This window comes from Silvimonas amylolytica (genome assembly GCF_014645555.1).
Classification (GTDB): domain Bacteria; phylum Pseudomonadota; class Gammaproteobacteria; order Burkholderiales; family Chitinibacteraceae; genus Silvimonas; species Silvimonas amylolytica.
Map to the genome: position 1 here is coordinate 460641 of NZ_BMLY01000002.1, position 14219 is coordinate 474859.

17 protein-coding genes are annotated in these 14219 nt (G+C 58.3%); 6 read left to right on the forward strand and 11 right to left on the reverse strand.

Annotated elements, in window-relative coordinates; translation table 11 throughout:
• Positions 1–399 precede the first annotated feature (399 nt).
• From IEX44_RS08410 to IEX44_RS08420, 3 genes are read left to right on the forward strand one after another with little or no spacing between them, the layout of a single operon-like run.
• Positions 400–2673, forward strand: coding sequence for a lysozyme family protein (locus tag IEX44_RS08410; protein ID WP_188691744.1), 2274 nt, complete (start codon positions 400–402; stop codon positions 2671–2673).
• On the forward strand, positions 2670–3293 hold the full coding sequence (locus IEX44_RS08415) for a hypothetical protein (protein WP_188691747.1): 624 nt from the start codon (positions 2670–2672) through the stop codon (positions 3291–3293). Before IEX44_RS08410 ends, IEX44_RS08415 begins: the two co-directional genes overlap by 4 nt.
• Positions 3294–3310: 17 nt before the next feature.
• Positions 3311–3940 (forward strand): hypothetical protein, encoded by a 630-nt coding sequence (locus IEX44_RS08420; protein WP_188691750.1) that lies wholly within the window; start codon positions 3311–3313, stop codon positions 3938–3940.
• Positions 3941–4195: 255 nt separating this feature from the next.
• Here the strand turns inward: IEX44_RS08420 and IEX44_RS08425 are convergent, their stop codons facing one another.
• Genes IEX44_RS08425 through IEX44_RS20970 form a run of 3 tightly spaced genes read right to left on the reverse strand, consistent with a single transcriptional unit; the run spans position 4196 to position 5418 of the window.
• Positions 4196–4627: a hypothetical protein gene (locus tag IEX44_RS08425; RefSeq protein ID WP_188691754.1), complete on the reverse strand. Its 432-nt coding sequence runs from the start codon at positions 4625–4627 to the stop codon at positions 4196–4198.
• 51 nt (positions 4628–4678) lie between these two features.
• On the reverse strand, positions 4679–5065 hold the full coding sequence (locus IEX44_RS08430; RefSeq protein WP_188691757.1) for a hypothetical protein: 387 nt from the start codon (positions 5063–5065) through the stop codon (positions 4679–4681).
• A complete protein-coding gene (locus IEX44_RS20970; protein WP_229678834.1) occupies positions 5065–5418 on the reverse strand; it encodes a hypothetical protein in 354 nt (117 codons plus the stop codon). The genes IEX44_RS08430 and IEX44_RS20970 overlap by 1 nt, the downstream gene beginning before the upstream one ends.
• 20 nt (positions 5419–5438) lie before the next feature.
• Here IEX44_RS20970 and IEX44_RS08440 point away from each other — a divergent pair, with 20 nt between their 5' ends.
• Together IEX44_RS08440 and IEX44_RS08445 are read left to right on the forward strand one after the other, a co-directional pair.
• The gene (locus IEX44_RS08440) at positions 5439–5882 is read left to right on the forward strand and encodes a GNAT family N-acetyltransferase (RefSeq protein ID WP_188691760.1); all 444 of its coding nucleotides are present in this window, start codon (positions 5439–5441) and stop codon (positions 5880–5882) included.
• An 81-nt stretch (positions 5883–5963) separates the two neighbouring features.
• The gene (locus tag IEX44_RS08445) at positions 5964–6305 is read left to right on the forward strand and encodes a hypothetical protein (protein WP_188691763.1); all 342 of its coding nucleotides are present in this window, start codon (positions 5964–5966) and stop codon (positions 6303–6305) included.
• Between the two features lie 116 nt (positions 6306–6421).
• On the opposite strand, the gene moaC is transcribed toward IEX44_RS08445, so the two are convergent.
• From moaC to IEX44_RS08470, 5 genes are all read right to left on the reverse strand, one after another.
• Positions 6422–7522 (reverse strand): cyclic pyranopterin monophosphate synthase MoaC, encoded by a 1101-nt coding sequence (gene moaC, locus IEX44_RS21365; RefSeq protein WP_188691766.1) that lies wholly within the window; start codon positions 7520–7522, stop codon positions 6422–6424.
• On the reverse strand, positions 7512–7979 hold the full coding sequence (moaE, locus tag IEX44_RS08455) for a molybdopterin synthase catalytic subunit MoaE (RefSeq protein WP_229678835.1): 468 nt from the start codon (positions 7977–7979) through the stop codon (positions 7512–7514). The genes moaC and moaE overlap by 11 nt, the downstream gene beginning before the upstream one ends.
• A gap of 9 nt (positions 7980–7988) precedes the next feature.
• Positions 7989–8249, reverse strand: coding sequence for a molybdopterin converting factor subunit 1 (gene moaD, locus IEX44_RS08460; protein WP_188691769.1), 261 nt, complete (start codon positions 8247–8249; stop codon positions 7989–7991).
• Between the two features lie 5 nt (positions 8250–8254).
• Entirely contained in the window at positions 8255–9457 is a 1203-nt protein-coding gene (locus IEX44_RS08465) for a molybdopterin molybdotransferase MoeA (RefSeq protein WP_188691774.1), read from the reverse strand.
• Positions 9458–9633: 176 nt separating this feature from the next.
• Entirely contained in the window at positions 9634–10365 is a 732-nt protein-coding gene (locus tag IEX44_RS08470; RefSeq protein WP_188691778.1) for a peptidylprolyl isomerase, read from the reverse strand.
• A 258-nt stretch (positions 10366–10623) separates the two neighbouring features.
• Here IEX44_RS08470 and IEX44_RS08475 point away from each other — a divergent pair, with 258 nt between their 5' ends.
• Positions 10624–11343, forward strand: a complete 720-nt coding sequence (locus IEX44_RS08475; RefSeq protein WP_188692513.1) for a MarC family protein — start codon at positions 10624–10626, stop codon at positions 11341–11343.
• A gap of 9 nt (positions 11344–11352) precedes the next feature.
• Here IEX44_RS08475 and IEX44_RS08480 read toward each other — a convergent pair whose 3' ends face one another.
• The 3 genes from IEX44_RS08480 to waaC are packed head-to-tail and all read right to left on the reverse strand — an operon-like array spanning position 11353 to position 14190.
• Positions 11353–11886: a hemerythrin domain-containing protein gene (locus tag IEX44_RS08480; protein WP_188691783.1), complete on the reverse strand. Its 534-nt coding sequence runs from the start codon at positions 11884–11886 to the stop codon at positions 11353–11355.
• Positions 11887–11932: 46 nt separating this feature from the next.
• The gene (gene waaA / locus IEX44_RS08485; protein WP_188691785.1) at positions 11933–13234 is read right to left on the reverse strand and encodes a lipid IV(A) 3-deoxy-D-manno-octulosonic acid transferase; all 1302 of its coding nucleotides are present in this window, start codon (positions 13232–13234) and stop codon (positions 11933–11935) included.
• Positions 13231–14190 carry a lipopolysaccharide heptosyltransferase I gene (waaC, locus tag IEX44_RS08490; RefSeq protein ID WP_188691787.1) on the reverse strand — a complete coding sequence of 320 codons (960 nt, stop codon included), beginning with the start codon at positions 14188–14190 and terminating at the stop codon, positions 13231–13233. The genes waaA and waaC overlap by 4 nt, the downstream gene beginning before the upstream one ends.
• Between the last annotated feature and the right edge of the window lie 29 nt (positions 14191–14219).

Consider the following 14219-nt stretch of genomic DNA (forward strand, 5'->3'; position numbering starts at 1 on the left):
CTGGAACGTCAGGCGGGTTTGTGCCGGTTTTTCTCCCCATGTGGTTGCACCCAACGGTTACCTGGTTTGATTATGGCAAACCGTAGGGCAGGCAGCAGCGCCAGCGGCTCGGATATATTTTCTTTCTCAAAAATGGTTACTTGTTGCCAACGGCATATGGCAACTGTTTGTGGTGTGACTATGCCACGTCCAAAGTGTGCAGCACTTGGCTATCTTGGTGGCTTTAAACCCAGCTCGATATATCGCCATGAACGATACGCTCCCGCCAGACGTGATTGCCAAGAACAGTCCACTTGAGCATGCAGATACGGAGGGAGTCGAGTGCGGAGGCACACCCATTCCTCGCCAGTTTGACGCAACATGGCGACCCCTTCAGGCCACCGTGGGCGGTGTTGCGTCATGATTATTTCCTGGCCTTTCCTGTTCACTCCCGAAGACCCGGAAAACACGACCGAAGCCCGTAACAACAGTTACGAGCGCCCGCATGGCATGTACCCGGTTTCCTATGACCTGCGCTGGCATGGAGGTTGCCATTTGCTGGGTTCGTATACGACAGAGCCTGTTCGCGCCATTGCCGATGGTGTGCTGGTTGTCTACCGCGTTGCCCCTGACATGGTGTTGTGGGGTGACGAAAAGCAGAAGTGCCACACCAGTTTTGCGTTACTCAAGCACACCACGGAAACCGGTGCGGGCCGCACACTTACGTTCTACTCGCTGTACATGCATCTGCATTGCATCAACCAGGATATTTCGTTCCCCCAAAGACAGGCTATCATCGCGCCCCTGCGCACGCCGACCGGCCCGGACGCAATTGCCGACGGCCACACCAAGGTTTACCGTAAAGACATCCTGGGTTATCCCGGCGGCATGTATGGCGAGGGTTATCTGCATTTTGAAATATTCATGGAAGATGCAGACTTCAGCGCCTGGTTTGATGCGCCGCATACCAGCCTTGGTGTGGCAGAGCCAGCCGCCCGCACCGATGCGCAGACCGATTATTGGGGTAACAGTTATTACCTGATACCCAAGGGCGTACCGTTGCGAGCGGTCCATCCCCGTCAGGATGCGGGCCATAAGGTCGCCGGATATCTGTTCCCGATGCTGGCTGGTATCGAACATACCCCTTGCAAGTTGCTGGTACAGGTCAGGTATGACCGGGGCGACCGAAAAACGACCGTCTGGAATGCAGAGACCGGGCAGCGTATTTCCGGTACGGAAGACGGCGACAAAGAACCAGGCTACGAGTACGGGCTGTATGCGCGGGCCGTGGCGCTTTATCCCACCTGCCCAAGTGCCGGCTACGAGTTGCTGCGCTATGGCCGCATTCTTGGACCGGACCGCTTTCCGCTCAACACACCTGCAACTGCCCTGGAAAACTGGCAGCCCGTGGAGTTTGCCCACGGCCAGAGAGGTTATGCGGACTTCAGCGCCAGCAACATCGTCAAACTGTCTGATGCCGACTTTGCGGGAGCAACCGGGTGGGCCAAGGTCAACGGCGCGATGGATGGCCCACAAGTCAATGTCACCGCCTTGTCGCAGATGATCAAGGATGCCGACACCAATCACGACGGCACCACCACGGCAGAAGAACTGGAACAATGGGCCCGCCAGGACCATATCCGCAAGAAACTGCGCCGGATGATATGCCGCGCGCCCAGCGAATGGGATACCGCCAACAATGGCCGGTACAACTATTTGTTGGAGCAAGGCGCACCGATGGCGGACGACCCGGCCAGGTTCAAGAAACGGAACGACTTCATCCTCAAGTTCCAGTTCTGGCAAGTGCTGGGTGGCATGTCCAGCAAGGTCTGGCACTTCCACCCGCTGGAGTTTATCGCGCACTTCAGAAAATGTGGCTGGCTGAGTGAAGGCGAGCTTAAGCAGGTTCTGCCCATGTCGGCAATACGGGCCTCAAAGGGTGAATGGGTGGCTGAAGTCGTCCAGTTTCCTGATGGGGTCAAACTGCGAATAGAGGGCCAGCGAATAGAGCTAAACAGGGCTTTACGCAAGTTCGGCATAAGCAGTGCGCCGCTGCGTCTGGCCGCTTTTTTTGGCAATGCCACCCAGGAAACGCAGTGGTTCAGCAAGTTGCATGAAAATAATCCAAATCAGCGCTATTTCCCGTGGGGTGGACGCGGCTTTTTGCAACTGACCTGGCCGTTCAACTACATCAAATACTGGCGTTTCCGGGGGCGGCAGGTACCGGAAAAGCTGGAAGCTGAACTCAAGGCTGCGCAGAACGCCTCCAAGACCAACCCTGCTGGCATGCAGGACGCCCAGCATCCAGGCCTGACGGCGGAGATAATTGGCTGGCGCAATCAAATTGAAACGCGGGATATTGATGCGGCAAACAGCGCCGGGGCCTATTGGGCCTGGAGCGGCGCAGCAATGTATGCCGACAGGCAACCCGTCATGAAGCGTCGCACTTGCCTGGTCAAAGACAAATCCATGCTTTTTTATGAAAGCCTGCCATTTGGTCAGGTTGCCGCCACAGTCAATATTGGACAGCCGACCACGGATGGCAAACAGATCAATGGGGTTAATGGGCTTGTTGCTCGTTACCAAGCGTATACCCACGCGCTCACGGTACTGGCCGAAGGCGTCGTTTTTCCGGATGCCAAGGGCGAAAAGCAAGATACCCCGGAAGGCTTTACACCCCGGAGAGAAAAATGAAATACCTACTTATTCTGATAACGCTTGCGTTGCCATCAGCATTTGTTTGTGCCAAAGGAAAGCCGGTATTGGGACCGGTTGTGCACGAAGTCCGGTTTGATGCCTGCCATTACCGTGTAACCGATACCTTTAATGGGTGGATTGACCTGAACACCGAAGGGTCTACGCACACATTTAGCTATATCGCCAACCTCAACCCGAAGGCAAAGCGCCCCTTTGAGACTTCTATCCAGTTTTATTGCGATAGCAACAAAGGCATGGACAAGGCTTTTTTTGACATGGGTATGCAGCGCACTACTGGCAAGTGGGCACTGAAAGATGGCGACGACAAGCCACTTGCGGAGGAGCATGCGGTTTTTTATACCTTGCAAAGCACAGGCTGGAATGGCGGTGGCTACGGGTTAGACCAGACGTGGGGAGAACCCAAAGACCGGACCCGTAGCTTTGCGTTTTGCCTGACCAATGGGCCACAAACGCTGTGTGGGTATAGTGAAGTCGTCGGGTATGCCAAACGCCCTCACGAATGGGTTATTCCCCAGGTTATCAAGCTGCTCCAGAGCATTGAGTTCATTGACGTTCCGGTGACTGACAAGGCCTCGGCAACCGCCGCTGCGCCATGACCGCCCCGGAGAGAGAAATGAAATGCCTGCCTGTTTTGATTATGCTCGCATCACTATCAGCGATAGCATGCGCCAAAGAAAACCTGGCATCAGTGCCCGTTATGCGCGAAGTCCAGTTTGATGCCTGTCACTTCAGACTCAAAGATGCTTACGGCGGCGACCTGTCGGCGACCAAATACAGCACGCCTGCGCAGGCGAACTACTCTGCAAACTTCCACCCGAAGGCAAAGCGTCCCTTTGAGACTTCTATCCAGTTTAGCTGCATGAACCCTGTCACGCCTGAAGCCCTGTCTGACAGGGCGGGGATAATCATGACCAGCCATGGCTGGGCGCTGGACAGGTCACCTGACAATATCGGCCCCAAAACTCAGCACACCACATTTCAGCCATTAAATGGCAAGGGGTGGAAAGGGGGCGGTGTGACCCAGGATGATATCAACGGTGATGAAGCAAACCGTCGCAGGGTTTTTGCTTTCTGCATCCCCCATGGCACCGTTGCGCTTTGCGGTGTCGCCCGGCACGTTGCGTATCTCCGAAAACTGAAAGAAAGCGTCTTGCCGCAAACTGTCCAGTTGTTGGAAAGCATTGAGTTTATCGGGGCTCCAGCCAATGCTCAGGCATCGGGGGTAGAAGCAGCCCATCCCTGACACATGAAAGCGGCGTCCACGCATTAATGGTATTGTCCTGGGCTTGGCCGGAGCTTTACATGACTTCTTGGTACAAGTCGGTCCACACGCTGCGGCTCTTCATATACTTGGCACAGCCTGCTTTTGAACCACCTGTATGGCTACAATAGAAGGTGAGGATATTTTCACTCCCAGCGGCAAGCTAAAAACCGCCGCATTAGGAGAGTTTTTCATCCCCAGAACGCAGTTTTATGGGTCTGGGGGCGAAAATATCGCCTAATTGGCTGGGTGCGGCGATGACAATTTCACCTGCTGTTTTTGTTTTTTCAGCGGCTTGGTAATGCCTGCATTCCGGTATGCATACATCTGAAAACCTGCCAGGCCAAAGTCCAGTTTGGGCGACCCGTTCAAAGGCCGCCAGGTGAGGGCGTACAGGTTGGGGTCGTGGTGCATCCCGCCAATATGGGTTTGCTGTATCAAGCCAGCCCACTCCAGTTCTTTGGCTGCTTTTCTGACGGTTGCCCGGTCGCCAAGGCCACGCGGCTGAACCCGGCCTGGTGCGGTTGTCAGGTCACCATTGTTACGGATGTCGCCCGTATGCGCATTGGTGCGTAATTGCGAAACCAGTTCAAACAGTAATGCCCGCGCGCTGAACGACAGACTGCAATACGCAGCGCTATCCAGTATCGTGGGCCGCTCATCGTTCATTGTGGGGCTTTCTTGCGCCGCACTACTCGGTCGCCAGCACTCATGACAACCTCACGACACGTCAGGTGCATCGGTGTGCTCAGCAAGCCACTGCTGCGCTAAAAACCGGTCACCTTCGGTCAGGCAATAGCGACCAGGGCGACACAGGAGACCATCGCGGTCATGGTGGCATTTGGGCGTACAGGGCAGTTCCAGCCCCGCATTGCGTAGTGTAAATACCAACCCCGGTGCGTTTGAGCACCCCACCAGAGCATCAATCTGTTCACGCATCAGGGATGAGTGTGCGACCAATGTGGCTAGCAAGCGTTTCATGCGCGGAGTAGGGGCGACGCACATGTGGGCGGATGGCAGGTCAGCCAGCAACGTAGCAGCTTGTGAGACAATGCCAGTGTGAGTGTCGGCGCTCGTCTTCGTGGTTTGGGGGCGGGTGCTTTTCATTATTTCACCGCCTTGCCCGTCAGCAGCGCGGCCAGATCGGCGACACGCCAGGACAGACAGCCATGAATGCGGACCGGGCGGATAGGGCCGTGTTCCTCGCTGGCCCATTTGCGCAATGTCTTCGGGCGGCGGTTGATAACCGGCCCGGCTTCTTCGGTCGTCAGCGAGTCCTGACCCTTCGCAATCGCTTCAAGGCCGGGTGGAATGATTGTTTTTCGGGCATTGTCTTCTCCCTTTCCCGCTGTGGTGGGGGTTGGCGTTATTGACGATGCGAATATTCCTGTGTCCCTCTGCGCCGATACCCCACACCGTCGATGCGGTGGTGTTTGCAGTTGAACGATAGAATGCGGCATCTCCTCTCTTTGTCCCTCACATGACCCCTGCTATTCGCCTCGCCCTGATGGCGGACGCGCCTGCGATTGCCCAATGCTTGCTGGCCCTGGGGCATGATCGGTATACCGTTCTGGCCGAAGACGTGGCCCAGCGCCTGGCGCAGTTGCAAACGGAGGGGGCCGCCGTTCTGGTTGTTGAGTTGCCGGAGCAAGGCGTGGTTGGTGTGTGTCATATCGCCGGCGTTCGGAACCTCTCAACCACGGGCTATGCAGAAATCATGGAACTGGCGGTGCGTGAAGATTGTCAGGGGCAAGGGGTCGGGACTGCACTGATTCATGCGGCAAAAGACTGGGCGCAGTGCCGGGGCTTTGCCCGCTTGCGTCTGCGTTCAGGAGTGCACCGTGTGCAAGCACATGCCTTTTACGAACGTCTTGGGTTCAGGTGTTCTCGCGCCAGTTACGCCTTTGAACAGACCTTGGTTTGAGGCTGGCATTTGTTTGCTAAATACGTAGTAGCCCATTTGCGCTGCTAAAATGGCGGCCAGTTTTTTTCGGGGGATGTCCCGGTGTTTCTATTCCTGTTCCTGCTCGTGATGTTGGGCTCGCCCATCCTTTTTATTCAGAGCAGTATCCGGATCAGAACGGCTGGCCGGATTCTGATCGCTATCATTCCAGTGACCTTTACCGGTGTGGGTTACGGGCTTGCTTCATTGGTCGCCAATCATTGCGCGGGCGGTCTGAAAGACATTCACGACTGCATCTTGTGGGGAAGTGATGTGAGCCGTCTGGTTGAGGACGGAATGTTCCTTGGCATCTGGTTCATTTTCGGCGGCATCCCCCTGTCATTGGCCATGTTGATCGGGTTTGCTTGGGACACCATTCAAAACAGACAAAAACCAGCTGCTTAGCCCTTGCACCGGATCGTTTTGTTTCCGGCTTTGGCAATGCAGCTCGGGCAAGCGGCAGTACGCGGGACAAGTGCAACGCAAGTCTCGCTATATTGATTGCGGAGTGGCCGTCAGAATCAAGCCACCCAATGCCCCGACTTGCCACCCTTCTTCTCCAGCAATTTCACATCCCCGATCACCATCCCGCGATCCACCGCTTTGCACATGTCGTAGATGGTCAACAATGCAATCTGCACGGCGGTCAGTGCCTCGATTTCCACGCCGGTACGGCCGACGGTTTCGGCGCTGGCTTCGCAATGCACGCGGTTTGAGGCGTGGTCGATGCTGAAGTCGACCGTCACGCGGGTCAGCGCAATGGCGTGGCAGAGCGGGATCAGGTCCGGCGTTTTCTTGGCCGCCATGATGCCGGCAATGCGGGCAATGCCCAGTACATCGCCCTTTTTATGATTGCCCCCGGCGATGAGCGCCAGGGTTTCTGGCTTCATGCTGATCTGACCGCAGGCGCGGGCGACGCGGTGCGTTTCTTCTTTGGCGCCGACGCCGACCATATGGGCCTGGCCGGCGGCGTCAAAGTGGGTCAGGCCGCCGTTGGGGCTGGCGCTGTTGTTGGCGGACTCGAGCATGTTGGCATCGCCCAGGCGAGTCGCGGCGGCGGCGAGTTCGTCGGGGGAGTTGAGGTTGGCAAACGCCGTATCAAAGCTGACCCACACCGGCGAGAGTGTATTCAGCCAGTCACCCAGTTTGAATTGCTTGTGTTCGATATGATCAACCAGCGATGCCAACACACTGCGGCGAAGTAGACATAGCGCAGGATGGGTGCGGCCGTCCGTGGTTTTGACGGCGGCAACCTGGGCATTGGGGTGATCATCCAGTGCAGTGGCGAGGTCGCGCAGCAGGTTGGGGGGCAATTCGGGCACATCGCACGGGACAACCAGCAGCGTGTTGGCGGGCGACGCCAGCATGGCGGCGTGGATGCCGGCCAGCGGGCCAGAAAAACCGGTGTAGACGTCGTGCAGTACCGGGAAACCAAAGCGGGCATAGTCGGCCAGGTTGCGGTTGGCAGAGACCATAATCTGCCCGATGGGGCGGGTCTGGTGGCGGAGTGCTTCGGCTACCCAGGAGACCAGCGCGTGCCCGTTCAGCACCACAAGGCCCTTGTCCTGGCCGCCCATGCGCCGGCCCTCGCCCCCAGCAAGGATCACTGCATCAATCGTCACCTGTTTGCTCCCAACGTTGGCGGGCTGCTTCGTCGCTGGCGCGCGCATCAACCCAGTGGGCCCCTTGTTCACTGACTTCCTGTTTCCAGAAAGGGGCCTCGGTTTTCAGATAGTCCATGATAAATGCATTTGCATCGTACGCTGCAAGCCGGTGTGCACTGGCTGTTACCACCAGCACAATCTGGTCGGCCGGGTGCAGCGTACCAACACGGTGGATGACGCGTACCGCGTTCAGTGGCCAGCGCTGGCATGCCTGATCGGCAATGCGCGCCAAGGCTTTTTCCGTCATGCCTGGGTAGTGTTCCAGCCGCATGGCTTTACCGCCATGCCAATCACGCACCAGGCCGACAAAGGCGACAATGGCACCAGAACCAGGCACGTTTTGCGCCGCGGTGTACTCGGCAGCGAGGTCGAAGTCGGCTTCGCCCACGCGGATATGGATATGCGGCTGGCTCATGGTGATTGCTCAGCCGCCAGTGACAGGCGGGAACAGCGCGACTTCGGCGCGATCGGGGAGGGTTTCATCCAGCGAGACGATATCTTGATTGATGGCGGCACGGAATGGCCGTGTACCGCTAAATTGTGCGTCCCATTCACCGCCACGCTGGCGCAACCAAGCGACAAGATCGCGCACGGTATTGACCTGCGCCGGCACGCTCACGGTTTCGGCATCCAGCCCTAGCGCATCTCGCAGACGCGCAAAATATCTGAGTTCGAGTTGTTTCATGGTGTTCATCCACGCAATTCGTAAGGCAGGAAGACCAGCTTGTCGCCGACCTGGACGGGTTGGTTCTCTGGCACGACGGCTAGTCCGTCCGAAGCTGCGACAGAAGTCAGCACACCCGAGCCCTGATTGCCGAATGGCACCAGTTGGCCGTCCACAATGCGCACACGCAAGAACTCGCGGCGGTTGCCCGCATTACGCGTGAACCCGGCCGGAATCAGGATTTGTGGCGGCATGCGGGCGTCGGTCTGACCTTGGCGGCGCGCAAGGAACGGTCGCACCAGCACAAAGAAAGTGACAAAGCTGGAAACCGGGTTGCCCGGAAGACCGATGAAATCGGCTTCTGTGCCATCTGTGCGGGTAATGCGGCCCTGTGCAAACGGTTTGCCCGGCTTGATTGCCATCTTCCAAAGATTGAGCGTACCCAGCGATTCGACCGCAGCTTTTACATGGTCTTCCTCGCCGACCGAGACGCCACCCGTGGTGATGACAATATCGTGTTCGTTCGCGGCATTCTGCAGCGCCAATTGCGTGGCATCGAGCCGGTCGGCGACGATGCCGGCGTCTGTGACTTCGCAACCCGCCTCTCTCAGCATGGCCGCCAGCAGATAGCGGTTGCTGTTGTAAATCTGGCCGGCTCCGAGCGGTTGGCCGGGTTCGACCAGTTCGCTGCCAGTGCTCAGCAATGCCACACGCAGCGGGCGGGTGATATCAACTTCCGCCACACCAATTGAGGCCAGCAGGCCCAATTGGGCCGCGCCCAGGCGTGTTCCCTGGGTGACGGCAACGGCATTCAGTTGTATGTCGTCGCCAGTCCGGCGGATGTTCTGGCCTGCGTTAATCTGGCTCGTGACGCTGACCCCGTCAGGGGTCACGCTGCAGTCTTCCTGCATGGCAACCGCATTGGCGCCCGGCGGGACTGGTGCACCGGTGAAGATACGCGCCGCTTCCCCGGCTTCAAGTGCCACGCCGGTTTCGCCAGCCGCGATGCGCTGGGTGAGCGCGAAGGCGGCTGGCACATTGGCAAAGTCCGCCACATTCAGTGCGTAGCCATCCATGGCGCTATTATCAAACCCGGGAACTGCCACGGGCGAGATCACATCAGTGGCAAGGTAGTGGCCGTGGGCTGCGGTCAGGGGCAGAGTGCGGGTTTCAGTCAGCGGGCGGGCCAGCGACAGTAACTGGTCGAGAGCCTGGTCTACAGAGAGCATGCGTGTTCGGTCATGTCGTTTGGATAACATCCATAATACGCGCCCGGCCAGACCGGAAAAAGGCAACCATTGTGGGTATTGCTGTCGATTCCAGCCTGTGCCAGTCATAGATGGCGCTGGCAATAAAAAACGCCGCATCCCGAAGGTGCGGCGTTTGATCTGGCTTGCGCGGCGAATCAGGCCGCAGGCTTGAGTTCGTAGCCCTGAATGTCGGCAGCTTGGACCAGCGTTTGCAGGTATTCATGCATTGCACGACGAGACTTGGTCTCTGTCAGGAACTCGCCCAGGCGGTCTTTGACTTCGTCATAAGAGACGGTGTCGCCCGAGGTCTTCTTGCCAGTGCGGATGATATGCAGGCCAAACTGGGTTTCTACCAGGGTTGGCAGAAGTTCGTTTTCGCCCATGCTGAACACGGCTTGATCGAATTCCGGCACCATCTGGCCGCGGCCAAACTGGCCCAGCGCGCCGCCTTGCTTGCCCGACGGGCATGCCGAGTGTTCACGGGCCAGGGCTTCAAACTTGAACGGCTGTTCTTTGAGCTCGTTCAGGATGCCTTCGGCCTTGGCGCGAACCAGCGCGGCTTCGGTCGGGTTGTCTGCGGTGAACAGAATATGGCTAGCTTCAGCTTGTTCGCCACGCACGAAGGCTTGCGGGTTTTCAGCGTAGAAAGCCTGGCATTCTTCTTCAGTGGCGTCTTCGGACTGGACTTCGTTTTGCAGCAGGGTGCCGATGGCTTCTTCCGGCTTGGAAGCATCCAGGCCCTTGGCCTTGGCGGCCTGCAGCAAGAGTTCGCGCAGAATCAGTTCTTGCACAGCGCCATCGACCGCGTGCGGTGCGTCGTCGTGGTGCGGCAGTTCTGCCTGGATCATGGCGTCGGTAATTTCTACGCCGTTGACGGTGATCGCCATGTTGGTTACTCCTGGTCCATAAAAAGTGAGAGCCACCGGATCGGGGTGGCTATCTGATGATTGTAGCCGCATATCGGCAGCCTTCGCCTTGCAATTGGTGCCGATACTTGCCGATGCAAGAGCTTTGGCGCGTTATTTTTTGGGCCAATCCGGTAAAACGTGACGTATTCCCACCGTCGGGCCGCATGGTAGCTACGCGCAATGCCGATCTGTCCACTACAATCCGGACATTGATTTCAGGTGCTTTACTCTCACGTCATGCAGGATTTTTTCGCCCTCTTTTTCAGCAAGTTCCTTGTGGCGATTGCCGGTCTGATCCCCATTCTGAACCCGCTGGGTGCCACACCGATCTTTTTGTCGCTGACGACCAGCTATAGCTCGGAAGAGCGTGCGCTGCTGGCGCGGCGCGTGTCGGTCTACAGTTTTTGTTTGCTGTTATTCAGCATGTTCATTGGCACCTACGTGTTGGCGTTTTTCGGGGTATCCATCCCGATTGTGCGGGTATGTGGCGGTTTGCTGGTGGCAGCGGCGGGCTGGAAACTGCTCAATAGCCCTGAGAACACGGGTGGGGCCAGCGAACCTATTGGTAGTGCGGCGGATCACGCCCGGCGTGCGGCGGAATTGCGGCAGCGGGCGTTTTACCCGTTGGCATTCCCGTTCACCGTTGGGCCCGGCTCGATTACCGTGGCCATTACGCTGGGTGTGGGTATTCACGGCCAGGATGCCCACCAACTGGCGATCCCGCTGGGCAGCGCCTTCGGTGCCGCAGCGCTCTCTGGCATCATCTATGTGTGTTATCGCTATGGCGATCGCATGCTGAGGCTGATTGGTTCGACAGGTACGGTAGTGTTCCTGCGCTTGTCCGCATTTATTTTGCTCTGCCTGGGCGCCCAGATCCTCTGGGATGGCGCCAGCGGGTTGGCCGGGGAATTTCTGGCCGCTCATCCGTGGCAGTTTGCTCCTACCGGGCAGGGCTGATCTTCCGGCTTAAGGCGTGCCGGCACTCACGCCGCGCCGGGCCGCCATCTGCCGGCCCATATCCTCACGCTCAGCATCGCTTAGTAAAGTTTGTGCATAGGGATAAACCGCATTTTCTTCGCGTGCTGCGTGTTGCGTGTAGAGCGCTACAAAGCCGTCGACTTCTGCTTCGTTCAATATCGCAGACTCCCCCTGGCCGATGGCCATCAGCGTTACACGCAACTGTGCCCATTGGGCGTGTAGATGTGGATGTTCTGCGGCCAGAGCGTTGATTTCTGCACTCAAGGTGGCGTCAGCACGCGTTTTTAACAGGGCGAATAAATGATCGTCTTCGTCCTGATGGTGCAATGGCGCGGCCACGTCGAAATACCGTAGCACCGCGCGTGCCGCGTCTTGCGCTTGTTCGTCGCTGCCATGACTGGCGTGGTGGGTGGTGAGCTTTTGCAGCAGGCTGAGATAGTGGCGCACCCGTTCGTGACAAGCCAGCAGCAGTGACACCGGGTCGTCAAACCCGGCATGCCGGTCAGAGAATCGATTGAGCATGCGCATACCCATAACTTGCATATGAAATGCGCCTATTGTACGCCGCTCAGTGCGCTGGTGGTGTGCTGCCTGTCGGTGGCGCGGTACGGGCCAGTTGCTGCGCCAGTTCACTCAGTACCCGCTCGGTTGCGCCGCGGTGTGCGCTGGCAAAGTGCAGGGCGGCCACACTGGCTGTGTGGCGAGCCGCATCGTTTTGCAAAAGCCCAATCGCAAGTTGTGCCACTTGCGCAGTATCCGCACCCTGTAGCGCGGCTCCGGCTTCAACCGCCATGCGCGCGGCTTCCGCAAAATTGAAGGTAGATGGGCCCATTACCACGGGTGTGCCGACTGCGCAGGACTCAATGAGATTCTGGCTACCAAAAGGCAGTAACGAGCCGCCAATGATGGCAACATCGGCCAATGTGTACCAGGCCGTCAGTTCACCCATACTGTCACCCAGCAGCACCTGCGCATCGCCTGCGTCCTGGCCATTCCATTCGCTACGACGCAAACAACGCATACCGCGAGCGCTGATCAGTGCGGCGACTTCGTCAAACCGCTGGGGGTGACGGGGCACGATGACCAGCAGGGTATCGGCGGGTAAGGTGTTGTGCGAGAGTGCATCCAGCAACAGGGTTTCTTCACCTTCACGACTGGATGCAAACAGTAATACGGGGCGCGGGCCGAGTGCGTTGCGCCACTCTTTACCCAGACTCACCTTGGCGGTGGGCGGATCAAAATCGAATTTGACGTTGCCGGTGACCAGAACGGATTGCGCACCCAGCGCGGCAATGCGAGCGGCGTCGGCATCGCTTTGGGCAAACGTCGTGGTTAAACCGGCAAAAGCTGGGTTGGCCAGCCAATGCCAGCGCTGGTAACCCGCAGCAGATTTGGCCGACAGCCGGGCGTTGACCAGAAACAGTGGTACGCCGCGGGCACGGCACACAGCGACCAGGTTTGGCCAGATTTCGGTTTCCATCAGCAAGCCGAACACCGGCTTGAACTGGCGGATAAAGCGGCGGGTGGCACCTGCATAGTCATAAGGCAGATAGGCGATCATCACCGCGTCACCCAGCAACTCTTGCGCGGTGGCACGACCTGTTGGCGTCATGCAGGTCAAGAGGATGCGGTGGTCGGGCCACGCGTCTTTCAGTGATTTGATCAGTGGTGCGGCAGCACGGACCTCACCCACCGATACAGCGTGGAGCCAGATCGTGCGTTGGTCGCTGCGCGTGCGCTTGCCGTAGAAACCCCAGCGTTCGTTCCAGTGTTTGCGATAGTCCGGTTGCTTGAGCGAACGACGCCACAAATAGAGCATGACCAGCGGCGTCATTAACCATAACAGCACGGAGTAAAGAGCGCGGATCATGCGCGCATGCCCGCGACAACGGCTTGCCAGACCTCGTGGACTTCCGGTGAAGCCCCGTTGTGGCCCACGTTGACGGCGTAAGTCGAGGCCAGTACCCCGTTCTCGACGGGGTCAGAGGCGAGAAATACAGCTACAACCGGTGTGGCCATGGCCGCCGCCAGATGCGCCAGACCCGTGTCTACGCCGACCACGATGCGAGCGTCTGCCAACAAGGTGGCTGCGGCATCAAGCGCCATTTTCGGGGCAACGACTGCGTTTGGAATACCCTTGGCCACCCGCTCGGCACGCGCTTGTTCCTGCGCGTTGCCCCAAGGCAGCACGCACGCCAGACCCTGTGCGGCAAAGTGTTGACCCAGACTGATCCAGCGCGCTTCTGGCCATTCTTTTTCCGGACGGCTGGTCGCGGTGAGCAGCACAGCATAGGACGAAGCTGGCAGCCATGACAGGGTGATATCTGGCCGGGCAAGACCATAATTGATATTGACCGGCAGTGGGTAATCAAAAGCTTGTGCAGCCAGTTTGCGTACACGCTGGATCGCATGTTGATGCCAGACGATGGGGTAGCTTTTCTGGTAGGCCAGCGCGGCCAGACCTTCGCGTGCGCTGTGGCGATCCGGCCCGGCAATGGGGCCACGGGCCATCCGCGCAAAGAACACGCTTTTGAGCAGCCCCTGGACATCCAGGATCAGGTCATAGGGTTCTTGTGCCAGTGCGTTGCGAGCGGCGCCGAATTCTCGCCAGCTTGTGCCCGACAAAGGCGATTTGCGCCAGCGACGCAATGCGACCGGAATGATGCGGTCTACGGCCGGATGCAGCCGTGGCAGGGTCTGGAAGCTGTCTTCCACCACCCAGTCCAGCTTCAAGCCAGGCATGGCCTGCGCCATATCGGTCACAGCCGGCATGGCGTTGATGATGTCGCCCATGGAAGACAGGCGTACAAGCAGAATTTTCGACATGGGCGGCATTCTAGCAGGCTGTCGGCACT

What these genes read in the sequence shown, in the direction of transcription:
- IEX44_RS08420 (WP_188691750.1), top strand. Translation starts at nt 3,311, where the DNA reads ATGAAATGCCTGCCTGTTTTGATTATGCTCGCATCACTATCAGCGATA.
- waaC (WP_188691787.1), bottom strand. Translation starts at nt 14,190, where the DNA reads ATGTCGAAAATTCTGCTTGTACGCCTGTCTTCCATGGGCGACATCATC.
- waaA (WP_188691785.1), bottom strand. Translation starts at nt 13,234, where the DNA reads ATGATCCGCGCTCTTTACTCCGTGCTGTTATGGTTAATGACGCCGCTG.
- IEX44_RS08475 (WP_188692513.1), top strand. Translation starts at nt 10,624, where the DNA reads ATGCAGGATTTTTTCGCCCTCTTTTTCAGCAAGTTCCTTGTGGCGATT.
- IEX44_RS08415 (WP_188691747.1), top strand. Translation starts at nt 2,670, where the DNA reads ATGAAATACCTACTTATTCTGATAACGCTTGCGTTGCCATCAGCATTT.
- IEX44_RS08440 (WP_188691760.1), top strand. Translation starts at nt 5,439, where the DNA reads ATGACCCCTGCTATTCGCCTCGCCCTGATGGCGGACGCGCCTGCGATT.
- IEX44_RS08430 (WP_188691757.1), bottom strand. Translation starts at nt 5,065, where the DNA reads ATGAAAAGCACCCGCCCCCAAACCACGAAGACGAGCGCCGACACTCAC.
- moaE (WP_229678835.1), bottom strand. Translation starts at nt 7,979, where the DNA reads ATGAGCCAGCCGCATATCCATATCCGCGTGGGCGAAGCCGACTTCGAC.
- IEX44_RS08480 (WP_188691783.1), bottom strand. Translation starts at nt 11,886, where the DNA reads ATGCTCAATCGATTCTCTGACCGGCATGCCGGGTTTGACGACCCGGTG.
- IEX44_RS08410 (WP_188691744.1), top strand. Translation starts at nt 400, where the DNA reads ATGATTATTTCCTGGCCTTTCCTGTTCACTCCCGAAGACCCGGAAAAC.
- IEX44_RS08470 (WP_188691778.1), bottom strand. Translation starts at nt 10,365, where the DNA reads ATGGCGATCACCGTCAACGGCGTAGAAATTACCGACGCCATGATCCAG.
- IEX44_RS08465 (WP_188691774.1), bottom strand. Translation starts at nt 9,457, where the DNA reads ATGCTCTCTGTAGACCAGGCTCTCGACCAGTTACTGTCGCTGGCCCGC.
- IEX44_RS20970 (WP_229678834.1), bottom strand. Translation starts at nt 5,418, where the DNA reads ATGCCGCATTCTATCGTTCAACTGCAAACACCACCGCATCGACGGTGT.
- IEX44_RS08425 (WP_188691754.1), bottom strand. Translation starts at nt 4,627, where the DNA reads ATGAACGATGAGCGGCCCACGATACTGGATAGCGCTGCGTATTGCAGT.
- moaD (WP_188691769.1), bottom strand. Translation starts at nt 8,249, where the DNA reads ATGAAACAACTCGAACTCAGATATTTTGCGCGTCTGCGAGATGCGCTA.